Source organism: Rhodococcus sp. G6(2025), from assembly GCF_058628105.1.
The window spans coordinates 4880940-4898598 of sequence record NZ_CP179750.1 but is presented as its reverse complement, the minus strand read 5'-3'; the positions used below and the strand labels follow the sequence as shown (position 1 = coordinate 4898598).

Sequence of the window (17659 nt, the reverse complement as noted above, 5' to 3'; positions counted from 1 at the left end):
GCCTCCGGCAGGGCCCACGCCCAATCGGGGCACATGTCCCGGCCGACATCTATGCCGACGCCAACGCACGATTACGGCGCGAAAGGAAGTTTCATGACCAACGCTGTCATCGTGGACGTCGTCCGCCTCGCCTCCGGTAAGGGCAAGCCCGGCGGTGCGCTGTCCGGCACGCACCCGGTCGAACTGCTGGCACACGTGCTCCGCAGCATCGTCGAACGCAACGGCATCGACCCCGCACAGGTCGACGACGTCATCGGCGGCTGCGTCGGGCAGGCCGGCGAGCAGGCCCTCAACATCTCCCGGACAGCGGTGCTGTCGGCCGGATTCCCGGATTCGGTTCCGGCCACCACCGTCGACCGCCAGTGCGGCTCGAGCCAGCAGGCGGCGCACTTCGCCGCGCAGGGCGTGATCGCCGGCGCCTACGACATCGTGATCGCCTGCGGTGTGGAGTCGATGTCCCGCGTCCCGATGGGCACGACGACCATCGGTCAGGACGCGTCCGGCCCGGGCATCGCCGCCCGCTACCCCGAGGGACTCGTCAACCAGGGCATCTCCGCCGAACTGATCGCCGCCAAGTGGAAGTTCGACCGCGACACCCTCGACGCGTTCTCCGCGCAGTCGCATCAGCGTGCCGCCGACGCCCTGTCGAAGGGCCTGTTCGACAAGGAAATTGTCCCGATCTCGGTCACCAACGCCGCCGGTGAGACGGTGACCCACACCGCCGACGAGACCGTGCGCGCCTCCACCACCGCCGAGGGACTGTCCGGGCTGAAGTCGTCGTTCTACTCCGAGAAGTACGCGGCCCGGTTCCCCGAGGCGCAGTGGCACATCACCCCGGGCAACTCGTCGCCGCTGACCGACGGCGCGTCCGCGGCGCTGATCATGAGCGAGGAGATGGCGTCGAAGCTGGGGCTGACCCCGCGGGCACGGTTCCACTCGTTCGCCGTTGCCGGTGACGACCCGGTCTTCATGCTCACCGCGCCGATCCCGGCGACCAAGAAGATCCTCGCGAAGTCGGGGCTGAGCATCGACGACATCGACGCCTACGAGGTCAACGAGGCGTTCGCGCCGGTGCCGCTGGCGTGGGCGCACGAGTTCGGGGCCGACCCGGCCAAGCTCAACCCGTGGGGCGGCGCCATCGCGCTCGGGCACGCACTCGGCTCGTCGGGCACCCGCCTGCTGAGCACCCTGGTCAACAACCTCGAGGCCACCGGCGGACGCTACGGCCTGCAGACCATGTGCGAGGGCGCGGGCATGGCCAACACCACCATCATCGAACGCATCTGAGCCGAGCCGGGGACCACTCCCGCACCGTCCGATCCTCGACAGGGCTGTGCGCTACCACGGACAACTCCACCCCGAAGCCCGGTACCTCCTTGCTACGTCTCGGTCGGTGGACGTCTCGGGCCTCTCATAGTTCAGCGGACCGGGACGAGCTCTGGGCTAGAAACCCGCAACCCAATCCGATACGATCCGTATAGTATCGAAACCTTCTGGAAAGGAAGGGGAGAAGATTGACACTCCTGCTGGACGACGCCGCGGTGCAATCGGCCTTCGACTGGGCCCCGGCCATCGCCGCGTTGCGCGACGCCTATGCGGCGGCTCCCGACGATGCTCGATTCCCGGCCCGGACCATCGCGCGCGGCGGCACCTCGTTCCTGCGGTTGATGAGCGGCGCGCCGGGCAGCGGCGGCTTGATGGGCGTAAAGACCATCGCCGGCGCGATCGGCGTGCGCCAGTTCTCCTACCTCATCTCCCTGTTCGATCAGGAATCCGCGGAACTGGTGGCGCTGCTCGACGGCAATTCGATCACCGGCTACCGCACCGCGGCCACATCGGCGCTGGCGGTCGACCTGCTGGCTGCACCCGGACCGGTCACGGTTGCCGTCATCGGCTCGGGCTTCGAGGCGAAGAAACATGTTCGTGCCCTTGCGGCAGTGCGCAGGCTCGAAGCCGTGCGTGTGTACAGCCCGCGAGCGGAGAGTCGGGCGCGCTTCGCCGACGAACTCGCCGATCTGGACACGTCGATCATCGCCGCCGAGTCACCTCAGGCGGCGGTTGCAATCGCGTCAGTGGTGATCTGCGCGGCGCGATCTTATGACGAGTCGCCGATCTTGCTGGGCGCGTGGCTCGAACCGGGAATGACCGTCGTCTCGATCGGATCGACCGTGCGGGAGCAGCGCGAGGTCGATCCGGAGGTGATCGCGCGCGCCGACGTCGTCATCGCCGACGTCCTGGAAGAAGTACTGCACGACAGTGGCGATCTCATCGCCGCGACGCAGGCGGGCATCGACGTCACCGACCGGATTGCCGCGCTGTCCGACCTCGTGTCCGGAACGCACCCTGGGCGCACGACCACCGAACAGATCGTCGTGTACAAGTCCGTTGGCTCCGCCGTTCAGGACTTGGCCGTCGCCGCTATGTGCGCGGACGCCGCCCGCAAGTCCGGGCTCGGGTCCGAACTGCCCATCCGCATCCCACCGGTTCACAAGTAAAGGACCCACCATGAGCACTGCTGCCACCGAGAGCCGAACGGTCGCGGACCACACCCTGTTCCGCCACGCGGCGTACATCGACGGACAGTGGATCGAGAACGGCGAATCCGGGCGTTTCACTATCGCCAACCCATCGACCGGTGAACAGCTGGCCGATCTCCCGTCGCTCAGCCGCCCGCAGGTCGCCGCGGCCATCGACGCAGCACACCGCGCCCTGCCCGGCTGGCGGGCCAAGTCGGCCAAGCAACGCGCCCAGATCCTCCGGCGCTGGTTCGACCTCGTCAACGAGCACGCCGAGGATCTGGCGCGGTTGATCGTCCTTGAGGAGGGCAAGCCGGTAACCGAGGCGCGCGGTGAAATCGCATATGCAGCATCGTTCATCGAATGGTTCGCCGAAGAGGCTAAACGTGTGCGCGGCGATGTCTTCCCGGCACCCGATCCCGCGAACCGCGTCCTGGTGCTCAAGGAGCCGATCGGGGTGTGCGCCGCGATCACACCGTGGAACTTTCCCGCCGCGATGATCACCCGCAAGGTCGCACCTGCGCTGGCCGCGGGATGCACGATGGTCGTCAAGCCTGCCGGCCAGACCCCGCTCACCGCCCTGGCTCTCGCGGAGCTGGCCACTCGTGCCGGGGTGCCGGCGGGCGTGTTCAGTGTGGTGCTCGGGAAGGCGAGCGAAGTCGGCGCAGAACTCACCGGCAACCCGCTGGTGCGGAAGGTGAGCTTCACCGGTTCGACGGAGGTCGGGCGGCTGCTGCTCCAGCAGTCCGCGGCGACGGTGAAGAAGTCATCGATGGAACTCGGAGGGAACGCGGCGGTACTCGTCTTCGACGACGCGGATCTCGAGACCGCCGTGTCGGGTGTGGTCGCCGCGAAATACCGCAACACCGGACAGGCGTGCATCAGCGCCAACCGGGTATACGTGCAATCCGGCATCTACGAACGGTTCACCGCGGAGCTGGCCAACCGGGTCGCCGACCTTCCGGTCGGTGACGGTTTCGAGCCGGGCGTCATGCTGGGCCCGCTGATCGACCAGTCTGCTGTCGCCAAAGTCGAAGAACATGTGGCCGACGCCATCGGACAGGGCGCACGTGTGGTGTGCGGTGGTGCGCGACATGACCGGGGCGGGCAGTTCTACCAGCCGACGGTGTTGGCCGATGTCGGCGCCGGTATGAAGGTTACCCGCGAAGAGACCTTCGGCCCGATCACCCCGCTGATACCGTTCACCCACGAGGCGGATGCAATCCGGCAGGCAAACGACACCGAATTCGGCTTGGCCGCCTATGTTTTCAGCCGAGACGCCGAGAGAATCTGGCGTGTCGCGGCAGCTCTCGAGGCTGGCATGGTTGGAATCAACTCCGGCCTGATCTCCAACGAAACCGCGCCCTTCGGCGGCATCAAGCAGTCCGGCCTGGGACGGGAAGGGTCGATCTACGGGATCGACGAGTACATGGAGATGAAGTACCTCGCGTGGGCGGGCAGCGGCGCGAACTGACCGGAGCGATTCAACCGGCCAACACATCGAAACACGTCAACTAATCGAAAACCGAAAGGAACGCCCGTCATGGCTGTTTACACACGCTCCGAAGCCCGGGAATGGGCCCGCGAGAAGCTCGTCGGAGCCGTCAACTGCACCATTCCCTCATTCACGAACGACCTCCGCCGCATCAACGAAAAAGCAATTCGCCACGACATCCGCCTCGCCAAAGAACACGGATTCATCGGCAGCCTCGGAATCTCGGAAATCAGCATCACACTGCCGGAATACCTGGACTTCCTGCGGATATCCAAGGACGAGGCCGGCGACGACTTCTACATCGTCCACCACGCCAGCTGGAACGACCTCGAGCAGAACATCGAAGCCGTCCGGGGCGCAGAGGATGCCGGCGCCGATCTAGTCCTGCTGTCCTACCCGCCGAACTTCTACCCGGAGACCGAACAGGAGATCTTCGACTACACCAAGGCCGTCGCGGACGCGACGAACCTGGGTATCATCCTGTTCCCGATGGTGATCTGGGGTTTCAGCGGCCGCATTCACCCCTCCGATATCCCTACCCGTCTCATACGACGCATGATCGACGAGATCCCCAATGTCGCTGTGGTAAAAGCCGAAGGCGGATTCCCGAGTATCCAGAGCGCGATCGAATGCCATCGCCTCTTCGGTGAGGAGGTCGTCATCTCGATCCCCATCGAAGGCGAGTTGATCCCGCTCTCACAAGTGATCCCCATTCAGCTCTCGGCTACCAGTGATCACGAATACTTCGGCCCCGTGATTCCGCGTGTGATGCAGCTGCTGCGCGACGGCAAATACGATGACGCCACGGAAATTTACTGGCAGTTGCATCCGGCCCGCAAGATCAAGGCGGGACTGTTCAACGGAATGCACGGAGGATCTTTCCTCAACCGCCAGGCGTGGAAGTTCCAGGGCTGGTTGCAGGGCTACAATGGCGGGCCCCTGCGGCAACCTACTCAGCGTATCCATGACCACCAGATGGCCGCGCTGCGCAAGGGTTTGATCGACGCCGGACTGGAGCCGAGCATGGATCCGTTTCGAGAGTTCTTCATCGGCCGCAACCCAGCCTGAACGGAACCAACAAAGGAAGTGTCTCCTGGACAGTCCTGGATCAGCGTGGGTAGTAATTCGGCGCAGTCCGGGGCGATCGACTAGTCGCCTTGGTTGGATGAACAGCCTTTTGGCCGGCGATGGCGTCACCGTCCTGGTCGGTGACCTCATCGCCTGCAAGTTCACTCGACCGATCAGTTACATCCCAACCGCTAGCCGCACTGTTCACGAGGCGTTTCGGGTCCGGGCAGCACATCAGGTCCCTGGAAGATGCTCGAAACGAACATCCGCAGCTACCCAGCGTCGAGACCGATTTGCCCAGAATGGGTTTCACCCGACCTTAGAACTGTTGTTCCAGGCTTCATAGTGACTGGGAGTAGTCGACGTATCGAATCGGGAACTCGCGACCTTGAAGGTCTTCGAAATGCTCTTGCTTGTCATCCATTCTGCGATTGCATGCGTCAGCCGCACCGCATCGATCAAACAAATCCTCACGAGTATTGCCATCGCGCGAGCCAATGCGCGGTGGTTAGTCATCGCAGCGAGCGCGCAACAAGAGCCCTCTTGCCACTCCACTTGGGAGCAGGCTTAGCCGAGGCGAACGGCGTGACCCTCTCGTGGCGGCCCCGTAAGTCTCTGTTTGGGGGTAAGCCCAGCGGGCTCAACAAAGTGCGTAATCAGAAGTATGAGGTGTGTAACGGCATAGCAGCGTCGCCGCCCGGGCACCGCTCCTCCGAGCGTACGGACGGAAAGTGTTGCAGCAACTACAGATCGCCGAGTTGAGCAGACAGGATCTACACCCCAACTTTCAGGAAGGGAAGTTGACGAAGTCTCCCAACAGGTGTGGATTGTCAGAGGGTGGCCCCGATAGCTTTCTCGAGCCACCTTCGTCCGAAGATCGATAACAGCGCCATCGAGCGCCCGTCACGTTGTCGCGGCGCCGCTGCTTCGTCGATGAGACGCCCCGATCGCGTCGGTCGAAGGCGCTTAGCGTCGCCGACAACCCCGATCGCGGCCGGAGTAGGCGTTCCGAACTCGTTCCCGGCGTCGGCTGCGATCCTCGCGGACTAATCGTCGTCGAGGTCGACAAACGACTATCGCCGAGTCCTCTTCGGTTTATTGCCGGGTCGCACGCTGCCGTCCAGAAATAGTCTCCTAAGAAAGCTCCATGCCGGTGGCGCCAACGCCACGTCCTCGTACGACTGCCATGCACCAGGTCGCTCGTTCCCACCAGTGGCCCTGGGACGACGAGCCCGCACCTGCTGCCGAACTCGACGGCAGGCGCGGGACTTATGGGTTAGACGAGGCTGTAGCCGCCATCCACGACGAAGGTCTGGCCGATGATACCGGGAGCGGCATTCGAGACGGCGAAGACGGCAGCCGACGCGATCTCGTCCGGATGGACAATCCGCTTCTGCATACTGGTTTCAATCTGGCGCTGTGCCTCGGCATCGCGCGATTCCTCGTCTGGAAACAGCGAAAGCCAGCTGTTAAACATCCCGGTGGGCCCGGTGATCCCCGGCGCGACGCTATTCACGCGGATGTTCTCTGCCGCGAAGTCAGCGGCCATACAGCGGACCAGGTGGATCGCGGCGGCTTTGGCCGCACAATAGGCGGCGTTCCCCTTCTGTGCGACGATGCCGACCTGCGAGGTAAGGACCACGATCGCACCGCCACCGGACTTCCGAAGATGGGGAAGCGCCGCGCGAGCCGATGCGTAGGGGCCGAACGCGTTGACGGCAAACTGTCGGTTCCACTCCTCCGGCTCGGTTTCATCGATCGTCCCGAGACCATTGATACCAACGCAGCAGACGATCGCCTCAATACCGTCGAGCGCCTCGGCGGCCTCGTCGATCGCGCGTTTGATGTCCACGGCGTCCGTGACGTCACCCACTGTGTTGAACTCCGCAGGTGAATCGAGGACCACCTTGTTGATATCGACGCCGGCAACCCTGCGACCGCTCTCAAGCAACTTCCGAACCGTTGCGGAACCCATGCCGGTCGCGGCACCGATCACGACCACCTTCTGGGGGTCAATGAACGGACCAAGCGGTGGGAGGTTCATCTTTTCAGGGGAATACGCAGTGGTCACTTTCGCCTCGCAAATAGAGTCGGAATGGAAGTTGGGTGTTATGACAGGCGATGGCAACGCCCGGAATCACTCAACACCGGCAAGCATCCACAACGATTGGCGGATCGACCAGATCCACTCGTGCGGGCCGCGCGGTACCGGTGGACAGTAGGTGTCCGGTGCCGCGAGCTCAGTCGGGTCACAACGGAAATAGCGACGGAAGCCGCCCGGTCGCGTGCTGGAGGAGGGGCGGGAACGTCCCGCAGCAGAATCAGGCGTATGTCGCGAGAGGTGGAGTGGCGACGGTGTCCGTGCGGGTTCGATCGCCACTCAAACCCCAGGAACCGCAAAAACTAGCTGCGAGACCTTTATCCACCTCGAAGACCAGGTGGGCCGATATTCTGATCGATTCAGAAACATCCCTGGGTTGGGTGAGAGCAACCTTGAGTTCGGCGGAGTCCGTTCCGAAGTGGGCGCCCAGTAGTTGCATCTACCTGCTCGTGCGCGACGCGGGCGGGTCCGCTGGTCCGCGTGCGTGGTTCATAGATCCACCAGCAAGGGGGCGAGCGAGATCGTGGAGGCAATGATGCCTCCGATCCCGGCGACGACTCCCAGTAGGGCCCACAGCGACGCCGCTTCGTCCTCGGCTATATCGGACTGTGATGTGGCGAGGGTGCCATAGGCAACCGCACTCAACCCTAAGACAAACCCGACTCCGGACATCCAGAACGACGCGATTGACAAGGTTCCCATAATTATCGACGCGCGGGGAAGTCGCGAGCAGTGTGGTCGGCCTTGCGGCGCGGAGCCGGAGTAACCGGCGGCGTCCACTTCGCGAGGAATTGTGGCAGGCATGATCCTCCTCCGGGGTATCAATGGCACGCGGCGATGGGGACGGAGTTTCGCAGCGACATTATGAGCGCTGATCCTGACGTCATCGTATGAGCACCCCGGCACGTCGTCCTATGTCCTACGTGGACAACACTTCTGCATCAGCTGTCCACCTCGGCGATCTCGACGTGTCTCCCTCATCGACAGTGAGCGTCGGTCAGGAGGGACGAATTCAGTCACGGGCATCGCTACCGGTATTTCCCGTTGAATCCGACATAGGGTCAGGAGCCGAACCTCCGCGCTGCCCACCGGGTAGTCGCAGATGGGATGAATTCCTCACAACTATTTGTCCCTGATGCTGCGCGCGATGTCCTGCCCGTACCAACTCACGTGAGTTCCATGACCACATTGGGTGTCGAGTATGTCCTTGGCGATCGAAAGTATAGTGATTGTCCTTGCTGAACGCGTCGCGACGCCGCTTCGCTCTGACGCGTGTCGCGGCCAGTGTGTTCGGACCCTCTGGTGAATTCGGGACGACCATGCTCTTGCTGAGGTTTGACCCGCTTTGCGGCGTCGCTTCGTCGATCCTTTGATAACGAACGCGGTCCGGCATGCAGTGGACCACTAGCCCCCAGATCGAGGAACCACTGAACTTTGACGTCGAGGTTTGCATCCCGCAGCAAGTGGTTCCTCGGTATCGACGCGACCGGCACTTCAGCTCCGATCCGCAAAAGCCTAGCGTTCGGCAACTACGGACACGCTGGAGATCCCTGGTGCCCTTGAACGCGACAGAAAGAGTGAGACAGATGCCCAAAGTTACTTACGTCGGGGCTGACGGCGGCACAACAACCACGCTTGACGTCCAGGACGGGACCAGCGTCATGAAGGCCGCGGTACTCAATGGCGTCGACGGGATCGTGGGGGAGTGTGGCGGGAACCTGATGTGCGCCACTTGTCACGTGTATGTCGCTCCCGAATGGACCGGCCGACTGAGTGAGCGTGACGAAGTCGAGGAGGAGATGCTCGAGGAGGCGTCCGCACCGGTGAGGGAGGAAAGCCGCCTGTCGTGCCAGGTCTTGGCTAAGCAGGACCTCGATGGTCTGGTTGTGCACCTCCCGGAGAGCCAGATCTGATGACACGAACCGTGATCGTCGGTGCCGGCGTAGCGGGAGTCCAGACCGCTCTCGAGCTGCGGCACCGCGGGTATGCCGGCGATATCACCCTCATCAGCGAAGACATGGAAGAACCGTACGATCGGCCGGCACTGTCCAAGGAGTTTCTCAAAGGCTCGGTCGGCCGCGACACCCTCGGCCTGCTTCCGGCGCAGACCGCGAGCGAGCGAGCGATCACCATGCGCCTGGGAAGCCAGGTCAGCGACCTCCGGACCTCGGAGCAGCAGGTCGTACTCTCAGACGGTTCAAGCGCCAGTTACGACTACCTCGTTCTCGCGACGGGCGCACACAATCGCCCGTTGCCGGTACCAGGTGCGGACCTACCGGGCGTGTGGTCCCTTCGAGGGCTCGATGAGGCGGAAGGGCTACGCAGCGCACTCGCTGAAAGGGCATAGACCTCATCGAAGGAACTACCGACATGGAGGAAGAGCGCGATCCCATCGGCGCGTGATCGGGAAGAGATGGCCGAGTTCAGTGGGCGCCGGTGCACAGGTGGGCGGTCCCGCTTACGACGGGCGACTGATCTTCATCGACACCGAAGACTTGACAATCGATCCGAGCCCCCCGCTCCGATCCGGATCCGGATCCGGAAGTGCGCACACCCGGCAGACACCGGAGAGATAATCGGCGGCAGACGGCGCCGCCGCAGATGCGTGCCGACCTAAGTGATTTCGGGGCGCGGGGTCACTGTGTTGCGAGGAGTCCGGATACATCCGAGGCTCTCGGATCTATCGACGTGCCTAGATGCAGTGTCGGCGGTCACCCATGGGGCGCCGGGGTGGCCTCGTGTCCGAACACCACTAAGCTCGGTCGCCTCAGAGCAGGACTGCGGCGATCTCGTCGGCGGTGACGCGGGCGAGGTCGACGAAGAATGGAATGCGCGCGTCGATCATGAGTTCGGTGGGCCCGCGCAGGCCGAGTGCGAAGCGAACGACTCCGTCGGAGTCGCGGATCGGCAGTCCGATCGTGCGGAAGTCGGGAGTCAACTCCTCGTCGTTGAAACCGTATCCGCGTTCGCGGGTGCGGACGAGTTCTTCCCGGATGCCGGCCACGTCGGTGATGGCGCGTGGGGTGGTCGCCGCTCGGGGCAGTGATGCGATGTCTTCGTCGTCGGTGTCGGACCACGCGAGGAAGACCTTGCCGAGTGCGCTGGCGTGCAGCGGTAGCCGCACCCCTTGCAGTACGTGTCCGTCTGACTCTCTCCAGCGGCTGAACCCGAGGAGGACGACGTCGTGGCCGTGTCGCATGGCGAGCGACGCGGACGCACCCGTCGTCGCGGCCAGCTGCTCGAGATAGGGCTCGGAGAGGTAGATGCGGTGCTGGCGGTACGAGATCTGCCCGTAGGCGGCCAGCGCGCTGCCGAGCCGGTAGCGGTTGGACGTCTTGTCCTTGTCGAGGAAGCCGGCATCGACCAACGATTGGAGTAGGCGGTGGGTTGTGCTCACCGCCAGGTCCTGACGCTTGGCGATTTCCGATACGCCCAGCTCCTCGCCTCCGTCGAAGCAGGTGAGCATCGTCAGTGCCCGTGTCACCGTCTGCACTCCCGTGGCACGTGAGTCGGTCACGAGCAATCCTTCCTGTGGAGGCCGTCGGCCGAATGTGGGGGCGCTCTCACGCCCGGATGTTGGAGACCCTACTTTCCATCAACTGGAAAATGAAGGTCCGGTCCAACCGGGATTTTCGGGGAAAACTCGGCGAACTGCGTTTCTGTACGTTGTCAAGGTTTCCGATCTGCAGAAAACAAACCGGAGGAATTCGGACGCGGAGAACATAGCGTCAACGGTCGTCACAGCTGACGATTCATCCGTTGAAGGAGCTACCCACATGTCCCGCATTCGCCGATTGCCACGAGCCGCCGCAGCGCTCGCCCTGATCCCGCTTGCCGGGTTGGCGGTGGCGTGTGGATCCTCCGATTCCTCGGGAGGCGCCAGTTCCGGCGCCGAATTCACGCTGAAGGTTTTCGATCCGGGCAACTCCGGTGCGATCGCCGTCGGTAAGCGTGACGGAACCTATGACGAGGCGTTGGCTCCGCTGGGTGCCAAGATCGAATGGGTAAAGACCACACCGGGATTCAGTTCCAACCTCAAACTATTCAACACCGGTGAACTCGACATCCAGACCGGCGCCTACAGTCCTGTGGTCGGTGCCCTCTCCAAGGATGTCGGTGTCCGCATCTTCGCCACGTCCGACCCCTACAACAAGGATCAGGCAGGCATCATCGCCAGACCGGAGTCCGGGATCACGTCGGTGGCGGATCTGCCCGGCAAGCGGATCGCGGTCAACCCGGCCGGTAAGGGTGAGTACATCACCCTGAAGGCCTTGACCCAGGCCGGAATTCCTGTGGACTCCGTCGAGCGTGTGCCACTGCAGCAGGCGGATGCCGCCTCGGCGTTCTCCACCGGTCAGGTCGACGCCTGGGCGTCATTTTTGATCCCGTACCAGGAGGCGAAGGCGAAGGGCGCGGTCGAGATCGCCACCGAAGCGAGCATCGGTTCGGTGGACAGCACCATCATCGCCGGCCGAACGAAGGTCCTCGAGGAGCATCCTGACGTGGTCGAGAAGTTCCTCGAAGTGACGCAGCAGCTCACGGAAAAGCAGCAGCAGGATCCGGCCGCATTCGAGAACGTCTTCGAGAAGACCGGCCCCAGGGCACTGTCGGGTCAGCGACTCGACGACGCGATTGCGCTCGGTGGCCAGATCACGAACTTTCGGTACCCGACCGCAGCCGATGCCCTCGACCTGGAGTCCATCTCGGCGCTGTTCGCCGAGAACGGTGTGATTCAACAGCCGCTGAAGGGCAGTGACGTGATCTTCGATCTCCCGGCGGCGCTCGACACCACCTCGGCCGAGGGCAAGTGACTGCGGTGGTGACCCTGTCGAGTTCGGTGCGCAGCGACGCGCCCGCGGCTCCGAAGCTGGAGACGCCCCGCTATCGCCGAACCCGTGAGCGGCCTCGATGGATCTCGATTCCCCTGCGGTTCCTCGTACCTGCCTTGCTCGTCGCCGCCTGGTCGGTCGGGTCGTCGTCGGGGCTGTTGAGCCCGGAGATCCTCGCCGGGCCGCCCGCGGTGTGGCAGGCGTTCGTGGAGCTGTATCAGTCGGGTCAGTTGCTCGACTTCGGCCTCGCTTCGCTGCAGCGGGCCGCACTGGGCGTGGGATGCGGTGTCCTGATCGGGCTCGTCCTCGGTGTGTTGTCCGGCCTCTCCGCACTCGGGGAGGAGTTGATCGACTCGACGATGCAGATCAACCGCGCCGTACCCTTCCTGGCGCTCGTTCCGCTGTTCATCGCCTGGTTCGGTATCGACGAAACGTTCAAGGTTGTCCTCATCACGGTCGCCACCCTCGCCCCGATGTACGCGTACACCTACCTCGGAGTGCGGGGAGTCGACCGCAAGATGGTCGAGGCCGCCCGCGGGTTCGGGCTCATCGGCTGGCGACTGGTCTTCGGCGCGATCCTGCCGACCGCACTACCGGGGGTGTTGATGGGTCTGCGAATCTGCCTGTCGCTGAGCATCACCGGCCTGATCGCGGCAGAGCAGGTGGGTACCCGGGAAGGGATCGGTTACCTCGTGACGCTCGCGCAGGAGTACAACCGCACCGACTACATGGTCCTGTGCATCGTCATGTACGCGATCCTCGGCCTGGTCTTCGACGCGGTGGTTCGCGTGATCGAGAAGTTCGCGATGCCGTGGCGGCAGCTGTCGGTGACCCGATGAGCGCCGCAGAGGCACCGTTGCCACCGTTGGCGCCGCGCGAACGCACCGCGACGACCGCGGCGGAACGACGAACCGGGTCGCCCCTCGCGGTGTCGCTGTCGGGAGTGCGGAAGTCGTTCGGCGACAAGACCGTACTCTCCGGAATCGACCTGGAGATCACTCGCGGCGAGTTCGTCGTCCTGCTCGGCCCGAGCGGCACCGGAAAGACGACCCTGCTGCGACTGCTCTCGGGACTCGAACCGCCGGACGGCGGCGACGTCCTGGTCCCGAGACAACGCACGGTCGTGTACCAGGAGCCGAGGCTGATCCCGTCCAAGCGTGTTCTGGCGAATGTGTCGGTGGGGCAGAAGCGTGCACAGCTGACCCGCGACAACGCGCGGCGCGCGCTGGCCGAGGTGAACCTCGCGGACAAGGAACGTGCGTGGCCCGCCACCCTCTCCGGTGGCGAAGCGCAGCGGGTCGCGCTCGCCCGTGCGCTCGTTCGTGAACCGGAACTGCTGCTGCTGGACGAGCCGTTCGCGGCGCTGGACGCCCTCACGCGGCTGCAGATGCAAGATCTCGTCGGCGACCTCGTCGCCCGCCACCGCCCCGCCGTTCTGCTCGTCACCCACGACGTGGACGAAGCCGTCCGGCTGGCCGACCGCGTCCTGATCCTCGACAACGGCGGCTTCGCGGTGGATGTCGACATCGACCTCCCGCGCCCACGGGACCGCAACGACCCCGAGGCGCTGCGCTACCGAGCGACCTTCCTCGCCCAGCTGGGCGTAGGTCGCCATTCCTCTACCAGACAGGACATTTCATGACGGTGACAACTGGCAGTGCCATCGACACGCTCTGGTACACCCGCTGCCCGGTGCCCACCGCGAGCGGCCTCGCGAACAACCTCGGGTGGCTGGGGCGCACCGCGGAGACGGCCGGGGTGCAATTCGGTGTGCTGCAGGACGCGGGCCCCGAACTGGCAGTGCGGCATTTCGATCACCAGCTGCCGGGCCTGATCCGTGAAGGCGGCAACGTCCCCGCTCTCGCCGCGCGGGCGGAAGGATCCCCGACCCGGCTGATAGGTCTCACCTGGATCGACGAGGCCCAGGCCATCCTGGTGCGCGGCGATTCGGAGGTCCGCGACGCCACCGGGCTGCGAGGACTCCGCATCGGGATCCCCGCCTGGGCCGCCGATCGTGCACGCAGCTTCCCGCGCGCCATGGCGCTGCACGGTCTTGCCTCCGCTCTGCGACTCGGCGGTCTCACGTTCGCCGACGTGCGCCTCGTCGAGGTCCCGACGACGCCGGCCCCGCACGTACGCACCGCCAATCCCGACCGCAACACCACCTGGGGCGTCGAGCCGTTGCTGGCCGGTGACGTCGACGCGATCTACGTCAAGGGCGCCCGGGCGCAGGAGGTGGCACGACAGCATGGACTGGCGGTGGCCGTGGACCTCGATTCCACCGACGCCCTTCGCGACCGGGTCAACAATGGAACCCCGCGACCGGTCACCGTGCACGAAGACCTTCTTCAGCAGCGGCCGGACATCGTGATCGGGTTTCTCGCCGAGAGTCTGCGCGCCGCCGACTGGGCGGCCGCGAATGTCGAACAGGTCCGTGCGGTGTTCCAGACCGAAACCCAGTCCGGACCCGAAGGCGTCGTCGCCGCATACGGCGAGAACTTTCACACCGGCCTTCACTTGAGCCTGTCCGATGAGCGGGTGGATCTGCTGGGTGTGCAGAAGCAGTTCCTCTACGCCCACGGCTTCCTCGCCCACGATTTCGACCTCGCCTCGTGGGTTGCGCACGAACCGCTCCGGCAGGCGCGCGCGCAGCTCCACGCTGAGACGGCGGCAGCGCAGTGACCGACTTCTACTGGGAACTTCCGACTCGCGGTGACGGACGCAGGGTCGCCACCGAACTCGGCACCCGCGGTGGTTTCGGGGTCGGGACCGCGCACAGCGTCGCCACCGATCTGCGTCCCGGCAGATTCGGCCCCTTCGACGAACTCGCCCAGGTGATCCACGCCGCGGAACTGTCGGGCGTCGACGGTGTGGTCGCGGGATACGACCCCTCGGGCGAGGAATCCTGGATCGTGGCCGCGGCCGCACTCCGGCAGACACGTCACGCACGGGTCGCCGTGGAATTCCACCCCGCCTTCGGAACCCCGGTCTACGCGTCGAAGATGTCGGCCACTCTGCAACGGCTCTCGGGTGGACGGCTGGAGTGGCGCCTCGCGGTGGAGACGGATCCCGCAGACGCGCGCTCGCGCGGCGATCGGGTCACCGGCCGCGACCGCTACGCCCGCGCCGCCGAATTCCTCACGGTCGCCCGCGGGGTGTGGAACGACGAGGAGATCCTTCCTGGTGGGTTCGGAGGCACCGGGTACGAGTTCGCAGGCGACTACTACGACGTGATCGACGGCGGCTTCCGGGGGATCCTGTCCGGACTGCCGTTCCCCGTCGTTCATCTCACCGGGGACTCCGAGGACGCCCTCGCGTTGTCGGCCCGCCACGGTGACGTGCATCAGTTCGCGCTGACCGAATCCGGCTTCGAGGGTCCCGCGCGGACCCTGGCGGCCCTGGCACGTGAGCACGGGCGATCGGTGCGGACGCTGCTGCGGGTACCGGTCATCGCGCGGGAGACATCCGACGAGGCGTGGGCACGCGTCGAGCGCCTGTGGCGGGAAGTCCACCCCGGCCCAGGCATCGACGATCCCCGCGCCCTCGACCGGGGCGAGTCCCGGTGGGCGGGCTTCGACCGCCTCGGCCACCCGCAGAGCATCGGACTCGTCGGCAGCTACGAGGACGTCGCACGGCAACTGTCGTCGCTGCGCGAGCGCGGCGCCGACGGCTTCGTCCTGGTCGGACGCCCGCACATCGAGGAACTCCATCGCGCGGGTGAGCACCTTCTGCATCTGGTCGATCCCACCGGACGCACCCTCGCCACACAGGAGGCGCACTCATGAGCGTCGACTTCTACTGGCGCATCGGGATGGAAGGGGATCACGCGTCGTTGCGCACGCCGCGGCGCTACAACCGCGGCGACGCGGGTGGGCACCGACCCGGCAATATCGCTCCGGCGATCCGGGGCGGGGAACTCGACGGCTACGGGTACATCGACCACATGGCCGCGGTGGCGAAGGCGTCCGAGTCGGCCGGGTTCCTGGGCGGTCTGCTGCCGTCCTTCCCGATGACGGAAGACCCCTGGGCCACCGCGGCCGCGCTGGCCGCCGAGACCACCACGTACCGATTCATGGTCGCCTTCCAGCCCGGGTTCCTGCACCCGGTGCAGGCGGCCAGGATGTCCGCGAGCCTGCAACGCGCCACCGGAGGCCGGCTGGTCTACAACATCATCAGCGGCGGCGGCGGTGCCCCTCAGCTGTGGTGGGGAGACAAAGTCGATCACGACGACCGCTACGCCCGCACGTCCGAGTTCCTCGACGTCCTCCGAGGGGTCTGGGACGGAGAGCCATTCGACTTCGACGGCCGGTTCTTCCGCACCGCCGGTGCGGCCCTGGCTCCTGGTCTGGCCGGACAACCGTTCCCCGAGGTGTACTTCTCCGGCTCGTCCGCGGCAGCCGTCGCCGCCGCGGGCACGCACTCGGACTACTACCTGTCCTGGCTCGAGCCGTACGCAGACCTGCGGAAAAAATTCGACGGCGTACGAGAGCAGTCCGCGAAACTCGGGCGCACCCCCAAGTTCGCAGTGCGGATCGACATCGTCGCCCGCCACACCGAAGAAGCGGCCTGGGCGGAGATCGAGAAGGGCTGGGCCTTCGTCGACAAGGATGCCGCAAACCGGGCGGCGCAGGGCGATTCCGTCGGGGCGGCTCGCATCAAGGGCTGGGTACCCGAACACATCACCGGCTACCGGGACCTCGAAGTTCAGCCCAATGTCTGGTGCGGCTTCAGCCTGATCCGAGGCGGCCCCGCATTCGGCCTGGTCGGCAATTACGAGCAGGTCGCCGAACGTCTCGACGAACTACGCGCACTCGGCGTGGACGCCTTCGTCCTCGCCGGCAATCCCCACCTCGAGGGGGCGTACCGCGTCGGCGAAGAAGTACTTCCCCTGCTGCAACGCACATCACCCATCACCTCCGGACAGGACACGCTGTGACTACCACCGAGAACCGACTGGACCCGCAGATCGCCACGTTCGTCGACGCCGCGCGCCGCGACGCCGACAAGGCGTTCACCGTCTTCCGGAGCACCGGCACCGTGTCGGCCAACGGCACGGTCAACTTCGTCGAACGCGTGCCGGGCACCGAGATCGCGGTCGCGCTCAACGACCCCGGCCCGTGGGCAGACGATCCGGGTGTGTCACCAGTGGTCGCGACGTTCGACGGTGAGGTGCTCTCGGGCAACGGCTCTGCGGGATTCGTCACCGGTTACGCCGCCGTCTTCCGGCAGCACCCCGAGATCACCAGCGTCGTGCACATTCACACCCCGTGGCTGGGCGGGTGGGCGCAGACCCACCGCACTCTGCCGATCCGGTACGCGGCCTCGCAGCGCCTGACGCTCTCCCGCGAGATACACCCCCACATCGACCGGTCCCGGTCGGCGGGCGAGTTCATTCTCGAACGCCTGCAACACGACCCGGATCTGGTTGCCATCTTCGAAGCGAACGGCGGGGTCAACGTGATCGGCCGGAGCGGACTGCTGGACCTCGCGAAGTTCGTCGTACTGCTCGAGGAAGGCGCCCAGTTCCAGGCGATCGCGGAGTCGCTCGGCGGATCCGTCGAATTCGATCCGTCGAATCTCGCGGTGCAGTGGGGGCGCTCGGGTCTGGCCGACGAGGCACGCCGCCGCGGTCTCATCTAACACCATCGTC

The 17659-nt window shown here is 65.2% G+C and carries 15 protein-coding genes; 13 read left to right on the top strand and 2 right to left on the bottom strand.

Going from position 1 to position 17659, the window contains the following annotated elements:
- Positions 1-93 precede the first annotated feature (93 nt).
- The 4 genes from ACLIVD_RS22465 (at position 94) to ACLIVD_RS22450 (ending at position 5079) form a co-directional block, all read left to right on the top strand.
- Positions 94-1287, top strand: a complete 1194-nt coding sequence (locus ACLIVD_RS22465) for a thiolase family protein (RefSeq protein WP_283335061.1) — start codon at positions 94-96, stop codon at positions 1285-1287.
- 227 nt (positions 1288-1514) lie between these two features.
- Positions 1515-2495, top strand: coding sequence for an ornithine cyclodeaminase family protein (locus tag ACLIVD_RS22460; protein WP_283335060.1), 981 nt, complete (start codon positions 1515-1517; stop codon positions 2493-2495).
- Positions 2496-2505: 10 nt separating this feature from the next.
- Positions 2506-3990 (top strand): NAD-dependent succinate-semialdehyde dehydrogenase, encoded by a 1485-nt coding sequence (locus ACLIVD_RS22455; protein ID WP_283335059.1) that lies wholly within the window; start codon positions 2506-2508, stop codon positions 3988-3990.
- Between the two features lie 69 nt (positions 3991-4059).
- Complete coding sequence (locus ACLIVD_RS22450; protein WP_283335058.1) at positions 4060-5079, top strand: dihydrodipicolinate synthase family protein; 1020 nt, start codon at positions 4060-4062, stop codon at positions 5077-5079.
- Between the two features lie 1276 nt (positions 5080-6355).
- On the opposite strand, the gene ACLIVD_RS22445 is transcribed toward ACLIVD_RS22450, so the two are convergent.
- Complete coding sequence (locus ACLIVD_RS22445) at positions 6356-7150, bottom strand: SDR family NAD(P)-dependent oxidoreductase (protein ID WP_491930706.1); 795 nt, start codon at positions 7148-7150, stop codon at positions 6356-6358.
- 1583 nt (positions 7151-8733) lie between these two features.
- Between ACLIVD_RS22445 and ACLIVD_RS22440 the strand changes: the two genes are divergently transcribed.
- A complete protein-coding gene (locus tag ACLIVD_RS22440) occupies positions 8734-9093 on the top strand; it encodes a 2Fe-2S iron-sulfur cluster-binding protein (RefSeq protein WP_491930705.1) in 360 nt (119 codons plus the stop codon).
- Positions 9093-9527, top strand: coding sequence for an FAD-dependent oxidoreductase (locus tag ACLIVD_RS22435; RefSeq protein ID WP_491930704.1), 435 nt, complete (start codon positions 9093-9095; stop codon positions 9525-9527). The genes ACLIVD_RS22440 and ACLIVD_RS22435 overlap by 1 nt, the downstream gene beginning before the upstream one ends.
- A gap of 420 nt (positions 9528-9947) precedes the next feature.
- On the opposite strand, the gene ACLIVD_RS22430 is transcribed toward ACLIVD_RS22435, so the two are convergent.
- Positions 9948-10697 (bottom strand): IclR family transcriptional regulator, encoded by a 750-nt coding sequence (locus tag ACLIVD_RS22430; protein WP_283335053.1) that lies wholly within the window; start codon positions 10695-10697, stop codon positions 9948-9950.
- Positions 10698-10956: 259 nt separating this feature from the next.
- Here ACLIVD_RS22430 and ACLIVD_RS22425 point away from each other — a divergent pair, with 259 nt between their 5' ends.
- Genes ACLIVD_RS22425 through ACLIVD_RS22395 form a run of 7 tightly spaced genes read left to right on the top strand, consistent with a single transcriptional unit; the run spans position 10957 to position 17649 of the window.
- On the top strand, positions 10957-11991 hold the full coding sequence (locus ACLIVD_RS22425; protein ID WP_280780093.1) for an NrtA/SsuA/CpmA family ABC transporter substrate-binding protein: 1035 nt from the start codon (positions 10957-10959) through the stop codon (positions 11989-11991).
- The gene (locus ACLIVD_RS22420; RefSeq protein WP_411194594.1) at positions 11988-12848 is read left to right on the top strand and encodes an ABC transporter permease; all 861 of its coding nucleotides are present in this window, start codon (positions 11988-11990) and stop codon (positions 12846-12848) included. The genes ACLIVD_RS22425 and ACLIVD_RS22420 overlap by 4 nt, the downstream gene beginning before the upstream one ends.
- On the top strand, positions 12845-13651 hold the full coding sequence (locus ACLIVD_RS22415) for an ABC transporter ATP-binding protein (RefSeq protein ID WP_283335052.1): 807 nt from the start codon (positions 12845-12847) through the stop codon (positions 13649-13651). The genes ACLIVD_RS22420 and ACLIVD_RS22415 overlap by 4 nt, the downstream gene beginning before the upstream one ends.
- The gene (locus tag ACLIVD_RS22410) at positions 13648-14691 is read left to right on the top strand and encodes an ABC transporter substrate-binding protein (protein WP_491930703.1); all 1044 of its coding nucleotides are present in this window, start codon (positions 13648-13650) and stop codon (positions 14689-14691) included. The genes ACLIVD_RS22415 and ACLIVD_RS22410 overlap by 4 nt, the downstream gene beginning before the upstream one ends.
- Positions 14688-15794 (top strand): LLM class flavin-dependent oxidoreductase, encoded by a 1107-nt coding sequence (locus tag ACLIVD_RS22405; protein WP_491930702.1) that lies wholly within the window; start codon positions 14688-14690, stop codon positions 15792-15794. The genes ACLIVD_RS22410 and ACLIVD_RS22405 overlap by 4 nt, the downstream gene beginning before the upstream one ends.
- Positions 15791-16945, top strand: coding sequence for an LLM class flavin-dependent oxidoreductase (locus tag ACLIVD_RS22400; protein WP_491930701.1), 1155 nt, complete (start codon positions 15791-15793; stop codon positions 16943-16945). Before ACLIVD_RS22405 ends, ACLIVD_RS22400 begins: the two co-directional genes overlap by 4 nt.
- Positions 16942-17649, top strand: a complete 708-nt coding sequence (locus ACLIVD_RS22395; protein ID WP_283335048.1) for a class II aldolase/adducin family protein — start codon at positions 16942-16944, stop codon at positions 17647-17649. Before ACLIVD_RS22400 ends, ACLIVD_RS22395 begins: the two co-directional genes overlap by 4 nt.
- The last annotated feature ends 10 nt before the right edge of the window (positions 17650-17659 follow it).